The sequence below is a fragment of the Halomonas sp. MS1 genome, assembly GCF_024182575.1.
Taxonomy (GTDB): Bacteria; Pseudomonadota; Gammaproteobacteria; order Pseudomonadales; family Halomonadaceae; genus Vreelandella.
On record NZ_CP098926.1, the window covers coordinates 3711434 to 3728694 of the forward strand.

Annotated in this window: 15 protein-coding genes; 2 read left to right on the forward strand and 13 right to left on the reverse strand. The window is 51.2% G+C overall.

Translation table 11 applies throughout. The annotated features are described in order from the left end of the window. Positions 1-2: 2 nt before the first annotated feature. The 4 genes from tamB to NF683_RS17125 all read right to left on the reverse strand — a co-directional run bounded on the left by tamB (position 3) and on the right by NF683_RS17125 (position 8094). Complete coding sequence (gene tamB, locus NF683_RS17110; RefSeq protein ID WP_253920515.1) at positions 3-4010, reverse strand: autotransporter assembly complex protein TamB; 4008 nt, start codon at positions 4008-4010, stop codon at positions 3-5. 9 nt (positions 4011-4019) lie between these two features. Next, entirely contained in the window at positions 4020-5873 is a 1854-nt protein-coding gene (gene tamA / locus NF683_RS17115) for an autotransporter assembly complex protein TamA (protein ID WP_089040870.1), read from the reverse strand. A gap of 70 nt (positions 5874-5943) precedes the next feature. Beyond that, on the reverse strand, positions 5944-6792 hold the full coding sequence (locus NF683_RS17120) for a hypothetical protein (RefSeq protein WP_089038385.1): 849 nt from the start codon (positions 6790-6792) through the stop codon (positions 5944-5946). Between the two features lie 9 nt (positions 6793-6801). Beyond that, positions 6802-8094: a nucleotide sugar dehydrogenase gene (locus tag NF683_RS17125; RefSeq protein ID WP_253920516.1), complete on the reverse strand. Its 1293-nt coding sequence runs from the start codon at positions 8092-8094 to the stop codon at positions 6802-6804. Between the two features lie 165 nt (positions 8095-8259). On the opposite strand from NF683_RS17125, the gene ubiG reads away from it, so the two are divergent. Together ubiG and NF683_RS17135 are read left to right on the forward strand one after the other, a co-directional pair. Continuing rightward, positions 8260-9003 carry a bifunctional 2-polyprenyl-6-hydroxyphenol methylase/3-demethylubiquinol 3-O-methyltransferase UbiG gene (gene ubiG, locus NF683_RS17130; RefSeq protein ID WP_193060448.1) on the forward strand — a complete coding sequence of 248 codons (744 nt, stop codon included), beginning with the start codon at positions 8260-8262 and terminating at the stop codon, positions 9001-9003. Continuing rightward, a complete protein-coding gene (locus tag NF683_RS17135; RefSeq protein ID WP_089038388.1) occupies positions 9004-9669 on the forward strand; it encodes an HAD-IA family hydrolase in 666 nt (221 codons plus the stop codon). Positions 9670-9745: 76 nt separating this feature from the next. On the opposite strand, the gene NF683_RS17140 is transcribed toward NF683_RS17135, so the two are convergent. The 9 genes from NF683_RS17140 to ruvB form a co-directional block, all read right to left on the reverse strand. Next, a complete protein-coding gene (locus NF683_RS17140; protein ID WP_089038389.1) occupies positions 9746-10507 on the reverse strand; it encodes a YciK family oxidoreductase in 762 nt (253 codons plus the stop codon). A gap of 33 nt (positions 10508-10540) precedes the next feature. Next, on the reverse strand, positions 10541-11329 hold the full coding sequence (gene ybgF, locus NF683_RS17145; protein ID WP_089038390.1) for a tol-pal system protein YbgF: 789 nt from the start codon (positions 11327-11329) through the stop codon (positions 10541-10543). Positions 11330-11413: 84 nt separating this feature from the next. Continuing rightward, entirely contained in the window at positions 11414-11959 is a 546-nt protein-coding gene (pal, locus tag NF683_RS17150) for a peptidoglycan-associated lipoprotein Pal (RefSeq protein ID WP_089038391.1), read from the reverse strand. Between the two features lie 46 nt (positions 11960-12005). Continuing rightward, entirely contained in the window at positions 12006-13298 is a 1293-nt protein-coding gene (gene tolB, locus NF683_RS17155; protein WP_089038392.1) for a Tol-Pal system beta propeller repeat protein TolB, read from the reverse strand. Then, positions 13298-14500, reverse strand: a complete 1203-nt coding sequence (tolA, locus tag NF683_RS17160) for a cell envelope integrity protein TolA (RefSeq protein WP_253920518.1) — start codon at positions 14498-14500, stop codon at positions 13298-13300. The genes tolB and tolA overlap by 1 nt, the downstream gene beginning before the upstream one ends. Positions 14501-14513: 13 nt before the next feature. Then, positions 14514-14951 (reverse strand): protein TolR, encoded by a 438-nt coding sequence (tolR, locus tag NF683_RS17165; protein WP_089038393.1) that lies wholly within the window; start codon positions 14949-14951, stop codon positions 14514-14516. An 11-nt stretch (positions 14952-14962) separates the two neighbouring features. Beyond that, positions 14963-15643, reverse strand: a complete 681-nt coding sequence (gene tolQ / locus NF683_RS17170; protein WP_226912576.1) for a protein TolQ — start codon at positions 15641-15643, stop codon at positions 14963-14965. A 182-nt stretch (positions 15644-15825) separates the two neighbouring features. Beyond that, a complete protein-coding gene (gene ybgC, locus NF683_RS17175) occupies positions 15826-16218 on the reverse strand; it encodes a tol-pal system-associated acyl-CoA thioesterase (RefSeq protein ID WP_089038394.1) in 393 nt (130 codons plus the stop codon). Beyond that, a complete protein-coding gene (gene ruvB, locus NF683_RS17180) occupies positions 16215-17252 on the reverse strand; it encodes a Holliday junction branch migration DNA helicase RuvB (RefSeq protein WP_089038395.1) in 1038 nt (345 codons plus the stop codon). Before ruvB ends, ybgC begins: the two co-directional genes overlap by 4 nt. Positions 17253-17261: the final 9 nt, after the last annotated feature.

Here is a 17261-nt window from a genome sequence, read left to right on the forward strand (position 1 = left end):
TCTTATTGCCGTGGATAAATCGTAGGGTCACCTGACCGAGTAAATGTGTAGATTAAGTCGACGGCTTGATTTGCGCCTGATACTGCCTGCACATATAGATTGCGCCAAAGTGTGTAGCGTAATGTCAGTTCTGCAATGGGCGAGAAAATGCCAACACCGTAGCTAATCCGGATATCGTCGGTTAACTGCCCTGTCAGCGCCACTTGGCTATTGTCACCTGCCCCAGTGGTATCCAAGGTCAAATCGCTAATACCAAACGCTTCCCCAATGGAGCCAACGGCTCCGCCTGTCTTACCGAGAGACATGCCGATTAAGGCGGTAGTAAGCGCACTATCAATCCCTCCTCCAGCAGCATCGGGTGCACGCCCTCTCAATAAATATGACAGCGCACGGGTTTCATCCATTGCTGGTTCAGAAAAGATCAGTAAGTTGGGCTCTTCTGCATTGCCACTAACACGAATGCCAGCAATAACCTCATCTTCCGTGATATCAGGATTACGAATTGCTTCGAAATCGAGAATTGGCAGCCCTGGAGGGCCGCTGAATATCAGCTGTCCACGGCGAATCAGCAGATCCTGACTAAAGGCTTTAAAACGACCATTGATAAGGTTGACATCACCAAACAGCTGAAGTGCACCGCTGCCTTGACGAATTTCTAACGTGCCACCCAAATCAGAATTAAGCCCATATGCTGATATTTGCATATCACGGCCCAAGGTTAGTGTGATGAGCACATCAATGTCCATTCCTGATTGTGAAAGCTCATCAGCAGCGCTTGGCTCGCCATTGGCAGTCCGTTGCTGAGCCACTCGCTCAGCTTCTCGATCATCGCGCTCGGTGATAATGACTTCGTCAGAGCTTGGGCTAACAGCTGAGGCAGGAAGATCGCCAACTTCTAAGCGCGCCCATGGTAGATCGACATTGCCACGTACTTGCAAGCGATCCGGTGTTACACGAATGCGGATATCAGGCGCTGCTTCTAAACGCCCAAACTGTGGCAAAACGATTAATAATGGCTCCTGAGTCGCGTTAACATCGACACCAATACGCCAGTCGTCGCCTGCAGGAAAGTAAGCATCCCCAGCGATATTCAAGCGACCACGTTCAGCAGCAACAAAACCATTTATGTCCCCTTGTTCGCCGTCAAACGCAACGACCAGCTCGCCATCTTTGATATCGATAGGAATATCTGGGCCATGAACGCTTAGATTACGAAGCGCAAGCTGCCCCTGTAAATCGGGCTGACTGGTGGTTCCTGCAATTTGTATACGGCCATTTAAGTCGCCCTCTAAGCGATCCATGCCCACCACCAACGGGCGGTAAGGTGCTAAAGAAAGCGCTTGGGCGCTTAGCTCGCCACTAAGACCACCACGATCAAGTGGATCACTAATGCTGAGATCGAGTGCCAGCTCACCAGCATCTGCAAACGACAGTACAATATCGGCATCAGCTTGAGCCTGACTGGCGTCTAACTGCGTGTTTAAACTAATCACAGGAAGCTGTACGGGCTGGCCGTAATCGTTGACTGCCGTAATCGCTAACTCACTTAATACCTGAACATCGGCTTGCCACTGAGCCCCGCCTTGGCGCCAAGCTGCAACAATGTCTGCTGTCGTATCACCCTCAAAGCTCCACTCTTCTGGCAATAAAGGCTCGAGTGCTTCCATCGGCACTTCTCTGATGCTCAACACCGCGCGCCCTTGGTCGGCCGATGCGGCAATCTGTTCTTGCGAACAAACAAGCCCTCCTTCTTCGCGACGCACACAGAAAGGTGAGAGTTGCGCTTGGCCGTTAGCTAGGTTGTAACGAATATCAAGAGGGGCTTCTAAACGTAGATTGCCGAACTCGGAGTCGATTTCCAGCGGTGTTAGTTGGCCCTGATACTGCTGCGCTTGTTGATCAAAACGACCATCTAGCGCTACAAGTGCACGGCTTAGCATGTTATCGGCTTGGCCGTCGATACTGACAGTGAGTGCGTGCTGAGATAGGCGTCCGTTAAGCTCAAGGGCAATACTTGAAAATGCCTGCCCACCTGCATTGACTTGCTGCAAACCAAGGTTAATGTCTAGCGTTGGGTCTTCGATTCCCTCGATATTGCTGGTCAGTGATAACGTTTCAATACGGTTTTCGGCAAACTGCAAATCACGGCCAGTTAATTCGGCTTCCACCTTAGGTTGGCTAATGCTACCTCTGGCCAGAATATTACCTGTTAATGTCCCCGCTAAGTCTGGATGCAGCGTTTGTAATTGTCGCAATGCAATCTCGGTATCTAGCGACATTGCTTGCTCACTAACTTGACCAGAGGCCGTTAACCGGTTGTCTCCCTGAGTGAAAAGTAGTTCTTGGATATCTACTTCAAGCGCACTGTTAGCCTCTAAAGAGGCTTGAAGCGCCAAGGGATACTCCTGGAGCTCCCCAGTAATATCGAGGACTGGCAGGCTGATTTCCCATAGCTCGCCGGTTTGACGCACACTAGCGGTAATGTCGCCATTGAGATTGCCGTTGAGCTGTTCGACAAACAGCGATGGATCGAATTGATCCAGTCGGATGGTGGTATCAACCCGTAGTGACGAAGCCCAATTCACTTCCCCTTCACTACTGAGCGAACTGTCATTAATCGCTAGGGTTAGCGGCGTCCAGCGGAACGATGAAAGATCTCCGTTGCCACTGAGTCGAATATCGGTGGCCGGCACTTGCGGGCCTTGAGCGTTTAAGGAAAGCGTTGTCTGGTACGCTTCCAAGCTGCCGCTAGCAACGATGTCTATATCTTCAACAACATAGGGTTCTGCCGATGACTCATCGCTACTAGGTTGTGTGAGTGGCCACTGCAGGCGGTCACTCTGCAGTCTTACATTGAAAGGTAGCGTCGGTGCCAGCGCATCGACTTGAGCCTCGAACGTTGCATTAACGACACCGGCTGCCCCTAAACTGGCTGTCAGCTCATCTAGGGATCCTGACAGTTCCAAAACAAGCTCTTCGCCACTTAGCTCAGGAAATATTTCGGGTAAAAACAAGGTTGTTGTTAATCGAGCATCTAACGGATAGCTGCCTGATAATGTGGCGTTGGCTGTTAAGTTCGCCTCGGCATCAGGTGTAAGTAACTCTAATGAGCGGAGCGCTATTTGGTTGCCTTCAGCACTCGCAACCACCGCTAATCTTTCGACTTGGTAATCAACGGCTCCGCTGACAGTGACGTCAGTCACGGTGAAGGATGCTAAGTCGATATCAATGGGCAGCATTATTTCAGGCAGCTCAATGCGCTGCCGTGCTGTTAAGGCTTCGACCGCTTGACCTGGTTCTGCTATGACCGGTTGGGTAACCATAACCGCACCATCAATAGCAGATGCATGTAACGGTGTCTGGATACCTTCTGTTAGTTGAGTGCCTGCCGTGGGAGGCAAGTACACGGTTGGCTGCATGAGCGTGGTGGGCGCGATACTGACAAGATGTTGCTGCGCGGTAATCGCGGTTGAAAACGACTCCCAGCCGACGCGAGTTCCATCAGCTAGCTGCAGTTGGACGTTAGTGAACTCAACTGAACGTAGTTCAATAGGAAAAGGCAGTTGGATGCTAGGCATCCCATCAGATTCTGATGAGTCTGGCTCCGCTTCAGTGCTCTCGCCCAAACGTATATCTGCGCCTTCTACATGAAGTTTGTCCAGGCAAAGCTTACCTGACAGCACACAATCTTCAGCCCAGGCCAGTTCAAGGCTGTCGACGTTGATGCGTGTCTCACCAAGCGATAGTTGAAAACCGCGCAACGCAAACTGGTCAAGCAGTGCGCCTTCTTGGTGTTCATACGTAAAGAAGCCCCGTTGCTCGCCTTGAGAAAACAGTTGACCTGTTCCCCAAGGAGAGAGCGCAACGCCGAGTAGCAGAGCGACCAGACCAAATAGCCAGAGTGGTAGCACAATGGCTAATCGTACAAAACTCCACAAAAATAACCCTACACGATGTTTACCTGAGAGCGGTTGACGCTTGATAGATGCCGCTTTTGCAACCTTAGCCAAAATGCTCTCCTAAAATTCCGGTCCGATGGAAAAATGCAGGCGCCAATCGTCTTCATCGTCAAATGGGTGTGCTACATCAAGTCGGATAGGGCCCACAGGGGAAATCCAGCGTACGCCAACCCCTGCGCCCGTTTTTAACTCTTCTGGCCCCCAATTATCGAAGGCATCTCCAGTATCGACAAAAGTTGCTCCCCACCAGTCGCCAGTCACGCGACGCTGGTACTCTAGAGTCGAGGTCAGCATTTGCTGGCCGCCACGTAACAGCCCTTCTTCATTTCGCGGAGATAGGCTTTCGTAGGAGTAACCCCGGACACTTCGGTCACCGCCCGCAAAAAAGCGTAACGAAGGAGGCAGTTTATCGAAATTATCTGTTTCGATAGCGCCGATACTTAGCCGTGCCGAAAAACGATTATCATCGCCAATGGTGCGAATCCATTCTGTGTCACCCGTCATACGCGCGAACTTGGCATCGGATCCCCATATCGTGTCTGAATACTCGAGCGATAATTGTTGCCTATCTCCCCAAAGCGGAAACCGCTGAGGACGCGTTCTTGTACGGGACCACTGAATGCCTGGATAAAACAGCAATACTTCATCTGAGACTCCCCCTTGGGTGAAGTCTTCATAGGTCGTACGGAAGTAAAGTGTTTGTACCCAGCGATTTTCAAACTCCCATCGACGAGCGATTTCCACGGTACCCTCTAACGACTGGGTATCGCCATCATCCAGGTTACGCACGCCATATTGCAGACGATAGCTATCGCGTAACGGATCTTCTAACGGGATATTGTAAGTCCCTGTGAAGCGCTGGTCGGGGGCTGAAACATACAGATCATGATCCAGGCTATGGCCAAAGCGGTTAATCCATGGCTGTTTCCAGCCAAAGCGCATGCGCGGCCCTACGTCAGTTGCAAAGCCAATCCCGACTTCAAATTGATGGCGATCGGCAGGCTCTACACTTACGTCAATAGGCAGACTGGTATCGTCCCGCTGAGTGACACTAAGTGCGCTGACAAGCGCTGCGCTGGACAGCCTAGGACGTTGAGGCTGCGATGCCGTTGCTTCATTCCACCACGGTGAGCTTCCTGTTGGCGGCGATAGGGTCAGCTCCCGCGCTGTCTCTAAGCGTGGTCGTACCGTCACAGAGCTGAACCATTCTGTCTCAGCTAAACGTTGATTATAGCGGGCTATCGATTCCGCTAGATAAGGCTCCCCTGCTTCAAAGGTCTGCATTTGAAGCAAACGCTCAGGTTCGATATGACTACCTGAAATAGTCGTATTGCCAAATTGATAGCGTGGGCCGCTGTCGAAATCCATATAGAGACGAGCGCTTTCAAGGTATGGCCTTATTTCCATTCGGCGGTCAGTAAACCCCCAGTCGAAATAACCACGCTCAAGTGCTAGGCCTGAAAACTGGTTGCGTAGGCGATCCCATGGGGCATGCCGTAGTGTATCGCCTTCCTTCAAGGGAAATGCATCGAGTGCTTCCTGAAACGGAGGGTCATCGCTTGCTTCACCGCTGATATTGACAGAAAGCACGTCGATTTTGACCGGCGAGCCGGGTTCTATGCGAAGTGTGATAGGTGAGCTATCAACATCAACCGTAATGTCAGGCTCGTAGTAGCCGAAAACGCGCATGGCTTCTTGCGCACGCTTACGTATTTCGCCTTCCAAACGGATATCGGTGTACTGATCTTCGTCAATGTTCTGTAAATAGGCATCAATATTGTCCTCTACTTCACTACTGACACCATCGATTGACGCGTTAAGTGCCCATACGGGAGCTGACCACGTTACAAGAAGCGGTAAAACCACCTCACGAGTCGCTTGTTTAACGGTAGGCCATCGCCGTATTCTTTCCATGCAGTTCATCCCTAACCAAATCAGCGACTCGGTGGCTTTATTACCCATTGCTTTATGCTGGTGACAATTGCTAGCGGAGCATCTCCATCTGAGCACTAAATGCCAGCTGGGCTTGCCGCACTTGACGGATATCACTCTCTAAGGTGTTTAATCGTTGCGCCCATTGCTGTTCAAGCGCTTGTAACGCTTCTTGAGTAGCTGAAGTATCAGTGCTGCTTAGCATTTCAAGGGTTGAGTTTACCTCAGTAAAACGCTGATCGACCTCTTCTTGCCATGCAGTAACATTTGTTACCAATTCGCTGTTTTCGTTTTCTAACTTAGCAATATCATCGAGTCGGTTGGTAGTCGCAGATAGGCGCTGCGACAGCATCTCTTCGAGGTAAGTTACCTCTTCTGCTAGATTTTGCCGCCCAGACATGCCCGCTTGCTCAAGTGAGTCAAGTGATGTGCGTATAGCGGCAAGCTGTTGGTCACGCAACGCTGCTTGTTCTTCCAACTGACTAATACGCTCAGCAATGCTGCTTAGGGCATCACCATTCACGAGCTCTTCGTTTGACGTCAAAAGACCGTAGAGTTCCTCACGGGTACGTGTCACCGCAACGGCTAGTTGCTCCTGTTCTTGGAACAGCGTTGTCATCTGTGCTTGTACAAAGGCTATCGCATCTTGCGTGTCCGTGTCACCCGAGTCGAGTCTTGCATGAAGATTAGAGACTTCTCCACTTACTCGATGGACCTCTTCTAATAAGCGCTCTCTTTCATACCAAAGGCCCACCGCGGCGGCCCCCAGCGAAATGATAATAAGCATCATCAATAACCACAATGGCCACAGTTTGGGCCCCCTGCGATGACGCAAGTGTTGTGCGGTCAAGCTTTGGTCCACATCGGGAACAATGCGAGAAGATGCAGTACTGTTGGGCATGACTTTTCCTCAATGCGTTGTGGGATCTGCTCGACGCCCGATTCCTCTATACCGTAAGCCACAGCTAGCCACGAAGGCTGGGTCATAAATATTTCGTCCATCCAGCACCAACTTAGCGCTCAATAACGAGGCTAAACGATGCCAGTCAGGGTTCCAATAAGTTTTCCACTCAGTCACCAGCATCAGTGCGTCAGCTCCTTCACATGCCAAGTATGGGTCACTGGTGAATGTAGTTAGATCGTTTCGGTCACCGACCGCGTTGAGCAGCGCGGGGGTTGCCGCTGGATCATGAAGATTTACCTTTACGCCTTGCGCCCATAAGGCAGCAAGGAGTGTCAGCACAGGCGCGTGATCGATTCGAGTGGTTCCTGGTTTAAAAGCGGCTCCCCAAATAGCAATCGTTTTGCCGGCTAAATCGCCCTCGAAGAGCGTCCAGAGTTTCCTAAATAACGTCTCTTTTTTCTGTTCATTGATGTCCATTACTTGCTCTAGCAATGCCGAATTACGACCACTGGCTGACTGAACATCAGCTAAGCGCATTAGGTCGCGAGAGAAGTTGGGGCCACCAAAGCCACAGCCAGGGTATAAATATTCATAGCCAATTCGGGTATCAGCGCCCATACCTTGGCGTACATGTTCAACGTCAACTCCGAGCGTATCTGCAAGGCCTGCAATCTCGTTCATGTAGCTGATACGTGTTGCCAGCATGCCGTTTATAGCGAGCTTAGTCAGCTCAGCCGCTCTACAAGGCATACGCTGGAACACATCATTGCGGCGATTAAAGGCACGTAAAAGCTCGCGCGCCACCTGTTCACCTGTTGCATCGTCACAACCGAGCAGCCAGCGTGAAGGACGCGTAAAGGAGAGCCAGGCCCGCCCTTCTTCCAGGGTGTCAGGTAAGGCAACGCTACTGTGCTGGGGCCCCATAAGCGCGTGCAACTGCTCTGTTTCGCCTACTGGAAATGTTGAGTTATTAATTAATACAGCACCACTATGGTGCTCAAATATAGGGGCTTCAAGCAGTGTCTTGGCCGCCTGGCGCTGATCGGGCGACAGAGCCAACCACACCACATCAGGAGAATTAGCCTGCTCTGGCGCTTCAATGATTTTCAATGTTCCATTGGCTAACGCTTGTTCAATATGCGTCATTAATTCCGGTTCACTGCGTAGCCAGTCCGCCTTTAAAAGCTGTGGCCATGGTGCGCTTTCGTGTAGTAGCCACTCAACTTGATGGCCTACCCAGGCTAACGCGGCGGCGGCGGTAGCGGCACTTAGTTCACTTCCGTGGAGTAATACTCGCATTCATCACGCTCCCTGAGAAAATAAAAGTCGCGAAAATAGGGGGTTAAGATTCATGTCGCGTTCCTTTTCATGCGTTCCTTTCCAGGAGTGGTTAGAATGACATAATACTGAACGACTGGTTGGTTGCCACCTTCATGCCAACTTACCGACAATGGGAGTTAAAACATGCAAGCGATACCTCAGGATAGCACTACTCATCGCAACCACGACAATGTCGACGCAGCGGAAGTTGCGAAATTTGAAGCACTTGCTAGTCGTTGGTGGGACGCAGAGGGGGAGTTTAAGCCGCTGCACGCTATCAATCCCCTGCGTCTGGACTTTATTGACGCGCGTGCAGGTCTAGCCGGTAAAAAGGTGCTCGATGTCGGCTGTGGCGGTGGGATTTTAAGTGAATCAATGGCTCATCGAGGAGCTAGTGTTACCGGCATTGATCTTGGAGAAGCGCCTCTTAGCGTTGCCCGGCTACATGCGACAGAAAGCGGTGCATCGGTGGATTATCGACTGATAAGCGTTGAAGCGCTTGCAGCAGAGCAGCCAGGGCATTATGACATCGTAACCTGCATGGAAATGCTTGAGCATGTGCCTGACCCTGCATCGGTCATTCGTGCTTGCAGTGAGCTGGTTCGCCCTGGGGGTTATGTTTTCTTCTCGACCCTAAATCGCACCCCAAAATCGTATGCTTTTGCGATTTTAGGCGCTGAGTATGTGCTTAAACTATTGCCGCGCGGCACCCATGATTATGCAAAATTTATCCGCCCTTCTGAGATGGCCGCATGGGCGAGAGCCTCAGATCTTGAGATTAACGAACAAACGGGGCTGACCTATAACCCACTGACTCGTCACTACCGCTTGGTCGCAAACGATGTATCGGTCAATTACATGATGTATTGCCGGAAAGCGAGCCAATAAATGTCAACATCAATACCTGAAGCCATACTGTTTGATTTAGACGGAACTCTTGTTGACACTGCCCCTGATCTTGCTGAAGCAACGAATGCATTGAGGCGGCATCATGGGCTGGCACCACTGCCCTACGGGAAAATACGAGGCCAAGTTTCTAACGGCGGCAGTGCCTTAGTAACCTTGGCTATTGGTATCGAAAGTGGTTCTACTGAACACGATACGGCGCGGCAGTATTTGTTAGATAATTATGAACAAGCAGTTGCTGTTCACAGTCGGCTATTTGAACCCCTTGACCAATGGCTAGACCGCTGGCATTCAGCATCACGCTCGTGGGGAATCGTAACGAACAAACCAAGACGCTATACCCTTCCGCTGTTAGATGCATTGGCGCTAACGCCAGGGGCTCTTTTATGTGCAGATGATCTAGCGGTCAGAAAACCCGCTCCGGAGCCTCTTTGGGAGGCTGCGCGCAGGCTTAACGTGGCGCCACAAGCGTGTTGGTACGTCGGTGATCATATTCGTGATATGGAGGCGGCAAAAGCGGCAGGAATGACGGCTGTCGCCGTTGGCTACGGGTATATCAGCGAGGAAGACGATTATCAGCAGTGGCCAGCTGACTTATGGTTTGAAACCTGTAAAGACTTAGTCGATGCTCTGGCTGCTTTTCATTGATAGCGTTAATTGAATGAAAATGCCTAGAACATCGACAAGCGGTGCGGTACGTCAGAAAGCTATGGGTAAGATGCATTTATGCACGTGGTGGTTGAGCGTCAAACTTCTTGCCACTAACCCCCGTGCTGTCTGGCCCCATAAGCCATAAGTAAGTGGGCATAATTTCCTCAGGGGTACGCAGCGTCAACGGATCCTCACCTGGATAAGCAGTTCGGCGCATTTGGGTACGTGTTGCCCCTGGGTTTAACGTATTGATCCGCACAGTAGACTGGTTTTCAAGTTCGTCAGCAAGCACTTCCACAAAACCTTCAGTGGCGAACTTTGAAACCGAATATGCCCCCCAGTAGGCCCGGCCTTTTCGTCCAACGCTTGATGAGGTGAAGACCACAGAAGCATCAGCTGACTGCTGAAGCAGTGGTAGCAACGCTTGGGTCATCCAAATAGGCCCATTGATATTGACCTGCATGACTTGTTCCCACAGCTCTGGATTGTACTGCTCAAAAGGCGTAATTCTGCCTAGCAAGCCAGCGTTATGTAGCAATCCATCTAAACGGCCAAACTCTTTGTCCAGCGTTTCAGCCATATCGTGAAAGTCTTTGAGCGTTGCGCCCTCAAAGTTGAGCGGAAAAATTGCCGGCTGTGGTCCGCCTTCTGCTTCAATTTCATCGTAGACACGCTCAAGCTTGGCTATCGTGCGGCCAAGCAGTATCACAGTTGCCCCATGGCGGGCGTAGGTAAGTGCCGCCGCACGTCCAATTCCATCACCCGCACCGGTTACCAACACGACGCGGTTTTCCAAAAGATTGGACGCTGGTTGATAGTCGATTTTGCAGCTCATGAGGTTTCCTTGATACAAAAATGTAAACAGACGTTATCCTGCAGACTGACGTAAAAAGTCATTGGCAAGCCCTGCCGCGCTACTCTGCGGGTAATCATCACGTACTTGTTCGAGCAGTTCACGACTGCGTTCAGCCTCGCCCTGCCGTGCTTTTACTAATCCTAGCTTATAAAGCGCATCGGGGACTTTACTGCTGCCGCTGTACTGCTCAATAACACGGCTAAATGATTCATCAGCAGCGCTAAGTTCGCCTTCAGCAGCATAAAGTTCCCCCAGCCAGTAATAGCCGTTAGAGGTCAGACTGCTGTCGGGGTGATCAGTGACAAAGGCTTTAAACGCATTGATCGCATCTGCGAATTGACGTGCTTGAACGTGGGCAAACGCTGCTTGGTAATCAGCCTGAGCGTCTTCACTGACGTTCCGAGCAGAAGGTGCGTTGGCAACTTGCTCTGCCGCCTCGGGCTCCACTGCAGGCGTCGATTGTTCAATTTGGCTAGGGCCGCTATTCATCAAACGATCTTCAATATCCAGGTACTGCTGCTGTGATTGCCGACGAAGCTGCTCTAACTGGTGTCGCAGTTCTTCAATTTGACCACGTAGCTGCTGGATCTCTGTCTGGTGCTCTTGCACTTGGTTAAAGAGTACCAAGTTACCACCAGATGCTTCCTGGCGTTGGGTTTGCTGATAAAAGCCAGACCCGCTTGATAAGTCTTGAACGAGGGGCTGTTGACCAAAAGCTGTCAAGGGCAATACGGACAGCGGGAGCACAATGGCTCCCGCACCGCACAGCCTCTCAAAATAACGTTTGAGACTGTGATTCATGATGACTCCAATCATTACTTAGTTAGCGTACCTAGCGCCTAATAGCGAGTACTTGATGTTGAGCACCTAGGTACGCCAATGCCATCAGTAGTTAAAGACGACGCGACGGTTTTGAGAGTAGGCACTTTCACCTTGGCCGCTAGCAGCCGGACGCTCTTCACCATAGCTCACGACGCTCATTTGCGAGGGAGACACGCCTTGAATATTTAAGAACCGCTTAACAGCACCGGCACGACGCTCACCTAGGGCCATGTTGTATTCGCGAGTGCCACGCTCGTCGGTGTGGCCATGCAGAACAACTTGGGCGCTGGGATTAGCACGCAAATAGCGAGCATGAGCCATCACGACTGATTCGTAATCGCCCTTGATAGTGTCGCGGTCAAAGTCAAAATAGATAGTACGGACTTCTGGAATGCGTGAATCGGCTTGTTGACCAGCGCCTGCGCCAGAACCTGATGTAGAGCCATACTGGCCACCAGTGCCAGCACCTGAGGTGCTAGTCCCTGTGCCGCTGCCATCCTGGCTTCCATAAGAGTCACCATCCTGGGTTCCGCCGGTGCTGGAACAGCCAGCGATTACTACGATAGATAGCGCTACTGCTAATGAGCGAGCCAACGGTTTAAGTTGCATAATCAGACTCCTTGCCTGAAAACAAAAAATGTAAACTTTTCGTCAATCAATTTAAAAAAGGTGACCACGCGGGATCGCGAACATCACCCTGCGCTGCGGGTAATCTAAATGACGAGCGGCCATCCGCTGAAACGGCACTTAACACCCCATTACTACCCTGTTGGGTAGCGAAGATTACCATGGTCCCGTTCGGCGCAACACTAGGAGATTCATCTCTTGTTGTTTCGCTTATTACAACAAGACGTCCCCCATCACGCTCCTGACGCGCAACTTGGTATCCGCGGTTGGAGCGGTGAATTAAAAAGATTTGCTCTCCGTCAGGTGAATAGCGCGCGCGAGCATTGTAGTTACCGGTAAATGTAATGCGATTTGCTTCACCGCTACCTAGCAAGTATTCATAAATTTGCGGTCCACCGCTACGGTCAGAGGTAAACAACAAACTACGTCCATCGGGCGCCCAAGTTGGTTCGGTATCAATGCTACTGTTTTGAGTTATACGCTCTACTGAGCGATTACCGATGTCTAGGATATAAATTTCTGGTTGTCCATCTTTGGACAGCGACATAGCGATTTTGCGGCCATCAGGTGACCATGTAGGGGCACCATTAATACCGTCGAAAGAAGTTGCCTGTATCCGTTGCCCAGTTGAAACATCTTGAATATAGATAGCCGGACGCTCTGTTTCAAAGGATACGTATGCCAGCTTCCGGCCATCGGGAGACCATGCAGGTGACATAATCGGTTGGTCGGAGGTAAGCACTTGTTGACTGTTACGTCCATCCGCATCGGCCACATACAGACCAAATTGCATGTTATCGCCCAACCCTTGAGCGGTTACATAAGCAATTTTAGTTGAGAAAGCCCCCCGGATATCGGTAATTTCTTCAAAAATTTGATCGCTCATATAGTGAGCAGCACCACGCAAATCGTTCACATTTGCCGTGACCGTTTCGCCAATCATACGGCGCTGTCCACTGATATCCATTAACTCAAATTGAATCTGATAACCACTATTTGTCTGTTGTGCTCGGCCTACCACCAAATATCGAACATCAAGCGAACGCCAAGTGCCAAACTCAACGTCATCCGCCTGGCTTGGCCTATCAAACATGGCACTGCGTTCTAAGGGCGCAAAAAAACCGCTGCGCTCAAGGTCGTCCTGGATAATTTGAGCCACGTCTTCAGGCATGTTATCGCCGCCTGCAAAGGGAACGATACCAATCGGTAAAGCCTGGTCGCTCCCACGTGTTATTTCGATAGTCAGGTTTGCATTTGCAGTTGCATAACTACTAACGAATAGCAGTACGCAAAACAGCCACACTTTGCTTATGGTTTGCATCAGCGAACATCCCCCGGGGTAAATCGCAGATTAAATTGACGTAAGTTACGCTGCTGCTCTGCGGGCAAATCCCTCAGCTCGCTGAACGGAGCAGCGTGTTCAACAGCCTGCATTGCAGACCGATCAAAGGCACTATCACCGCTGGATGTGGCGATAGTGGTTAAAAGTACCTCTCCTGATGGCCCAAGCCTTACTTGAATCGTAGCACTCATTGCGTCACTGGCACCTGCTGGAATTAACCATGCCTGCTCTACCGCTCGACGCACAATATTAATAAAACCATTCGCTGCTTGCTGCGCCTGCTGTGCGTTAGCAGCAGCTTGGGCTTCCCCCTCTAGCTGACGCTGCATGGCCGCCTCGGCTTCCCGCTGGCGCTGAGCTTCTGCCTCTGCTTCCCGTTGGCGCTGAGCTTCTGCCTCGGCTTCCCGTTGGCGCTGGGCTTCTGCCTCTGCTTCCCGTTGGCGCTGGGCTTCTGCCTCGGCTTCCCGCTGGCGCTGGGCTTCTGCCTCGGCTTCCCGTTGGCGCTGAGCTTCTGCCTCGGCTTCACGTTGGCGCTGGGCTTCTGCCTCGGCTTCCCGCTGGCGCTGGGCTTCTGCCTCGGCTTCACGTTGGCGCTGGGCTTCTGCCTCGGCTTCCCGTTGGCGCTGAGCTTCTGCCTCGGCTTCCCGCTGGCGCTGGGCTTCTGCCTCGGCTTCACGTTGGCGCTGGGCTTCTGCCTCAGCTTCCCGCTGAGCCTCTTCTCTGGCTTGAGCTGCTACTTCTTGCTGTTCGGCTAGACGTTGCGCTTCTTCTTCTCGTCGCTGTGCCTCGGCTTCGGCCTGAGCTTGAGCTTCTTGCAGCTCGCGAGCTTGCTCTTCTGCTCGTGCTTGAGCTTGAGCTTCTTCTCTCGCAGCGGCCTCGTCTGCCTGCTGCTGCAATGCTTCTTGCTCACTTGCATCAGGCTCTGGTGCTGGCTCAGCCTCATCGGGGTCGGTTGAACTATTGAGAGCTGCTTGTTGATCCGTTGTTTGCTGTGCTTGGTCAGTGAATGTTTCAGTACTGACGAAGGTCGCTTGCACAATAGAGGACGAGTCTGGCTCTGCCGTAGAACTTGGCAGACTAACCAAACTAAAAAGCACAACTAATAGATGCACCGCAACCGCCAGGACAGTAGGCCAAGTATAGCCAACATCCTGTGGGTCACGGGGTGGTTTGATTGCCATTTGCGCGCTACGTTTAACCATCTTGTGGCGGCTCAGATAACAGACCTACATTAGCGACACCCGAGCGTTGCAGTGTGCTCATCAATACGACTATTTGTCCGTACGCAACGTTGCGATCGCCGCGAACCATGACAGGTGTTTCAGGTCGTCGCTGTAATATCGCTGTTACTCGCTCTGCCATTTGCTCAAGAGAAACAGCCGTTGAGTCTTCGCCAAGCGTGATGAAATAGCCTCCATCCTGATCGACCGAGATAATAATCGGATCGCTATCGTCTTGGCTTTCGATAGGCTCTGATGTGACTTGAGGTAGATCGACTTGCACCCCTTGAGTGAGCATTGGTGCGGTGATCATAAAGATCACCAGCAAGACCAGCATGACGTCAATAAAGGGGACTACGTTGATTTCAGCCATCGGCTTTTTATTGCCGCTGCGATTAAACGGGCCTTGCATAGCGTACTCCCTTAGCTAGCGCTGGACTTACTTTCACGACCTTGCAAATTACGGTGCAAGATAGCGTGAAATTCCTCGGCAAAGTCTTCATATTTGCCCAACAAACGAGCGGCATCATTCGATAGACGGTTATAGAAAATTACCGCGGGAATAGCTGCAAACAGGCCCATAGCCGTTGCAATTAACGCTTCAGCAATCCAAGGCGCAACGGTTGCCAATGTAGCTTGCTGGGTCATAGAAAGGGATTGAAATGAACCCATAATTCCCCAAACCGTTCCGAACAAGCCAATGTAAGGGCTCGCGGATGCCACCGTTGCGAGAAATACAAGATGCTGCGTTAGGCGGTCTTCTTCCCGAGACCAGGCGACTCGCATACTCCGCTGCACACCTTCTAAGATTGTGTCGGGGTTGCGTGTTTTTGGCATTAAACGATTAAATTCGCGAAAGCCCGCCTGGAAAATATGCTCTGCTCCATAGCGTGGGTCGTCAGCAGGAATTTCTCGGTATAACTCGTTTAAATCGACACCCGACCAAAAGGATTCTTCAAATTGGTTGTATTCCTGTTTTGCCCTGCGTAGGGCAATGCTGCGTTGGAAAATAACCACCCATGAGAGGATTGACCCCACCACCAGCAGTAACATCACCAGCTGAACAACCGTGCTGGCACTCATTATCAAGTGGGGGATGGACATGGTGTTATCGTTCACAGTTACCCTCATCAAGCTATTAATGTCGGAATTTCCGAACAGTGGTGGTATATAAAGGCCATGAAGTACGCACGCTACATCGCGCTATTACTCCATAGGTTTACACATGCCATAGGTTTACACATATCACAGATTTATGCGTGTTCTCGGTGTTCGCCTTAAACGAATCAACCCAGCACCTGCAATGTTTTTGGCCATGCTTTTGGCCGCATCTTATGCGCGCATAAGCAGGCTATCTCGACTGTAGCAGCGCATAAGAGTTCCTCATCTCGCTGCACTTGCTGCAAAAAAGTCATCCGGCATCGACCAACATTCTCAATATTTGTACTGACAATAAGTGAGTCATCCAAGCGTGCCGGCTTGCTGTAGTGACAGGCCAAGCGATATACCACTAGCTGGGTGCCATCGTCTAGCAAAGTTTGCTGATTAAGGCCTAGCGTACGTAACCATTCGCTGCGGGCGCGCTCCATAAACTTCAAGTAGTTAACGTAGTAGACAATTCCACCGGCGTCAGTATCTTCCATATAGACGCGCACCGGCATCGTGAACCCATTATTCATGGGCGCCGCTCTCCTTCTGGATCAATAGCATGTTCGTGAGGCGTTTTGTTGAAGTGTAGCCACGCTTGTCGCGTCACTACGCGCCCCCTTGGCGTGCGCATCATCAGCCCCTGCTGTATTAGGTAAGGTTCAATGACGTCTTCAATGGTACCGCGTTCTTCACTAATAGCGGCTGAGATTGAGTCAATCCCAACAGGTCCGCCATCAAATTTATCGATCATTGCCAACAAGAGCCGCCGGTCCATATGATCCAGCCCATGGTGATCGACATTTAGCATGTTGAGTGCCGCATCGGCGAGAGTAACATCAACAATGCCATTGCCCTTTATTTCTGCATAGTCACGTACGCGACGCAGCAGCCTATTGGCAATACGCGGGGTGCCTCTGGAGCGCTTGGCAACCTCTATAGCACCTTCATGGCTCGTTTCAACACCTAGCAAGCGGGCTGAGCGAGTGACAATCTCAGTCAGCTCTTCAAGGTTGTAAAACTCCAAGCGTTGCACAATGCCAAAGCGATCACGTAATGGAGAGGTTAGTAAGCCTGCGCGCGTTGTCGCACCTACCAAGGTAAAGCGAGGCAAATCTAGTTTGATTGAGCGGGCAGCGGGCCCTTCACCGATCATAATATCCAGCTGGAAATCTTCCATTGCCGGATAAAGCACCTCTTCTACCACGGGGGACAGCCGGTGAATTTCATCAATAAACAGCACGTCACCTGGCTCAAGGTTCGTCAGCATGGCGGCTAAATCACCTGCACGCTCAAGCACTGGGCCAGAAGTTGACTTCAGCCCTACCCCCATCTCGGTAGCAATAATATTCGCAAGCGTTGTTTTACCAAGCCCAGGGGGCCCAAATACCAAGGTATGATCTAGGCTTTCCTGCCGTAGCTTTGCGGCTCCCATGAAAATTTCAAGCTGCTCGCGTACTCGCGGTTGCCCAATATAATCCTTTAAATGTTTGGGACGAATAGCATGATCAATACGCCCTTCCCCTTGTTCGGGCTCAGCCGCGATTAATCGGTCATGTTCTAACATAAAGTGCGC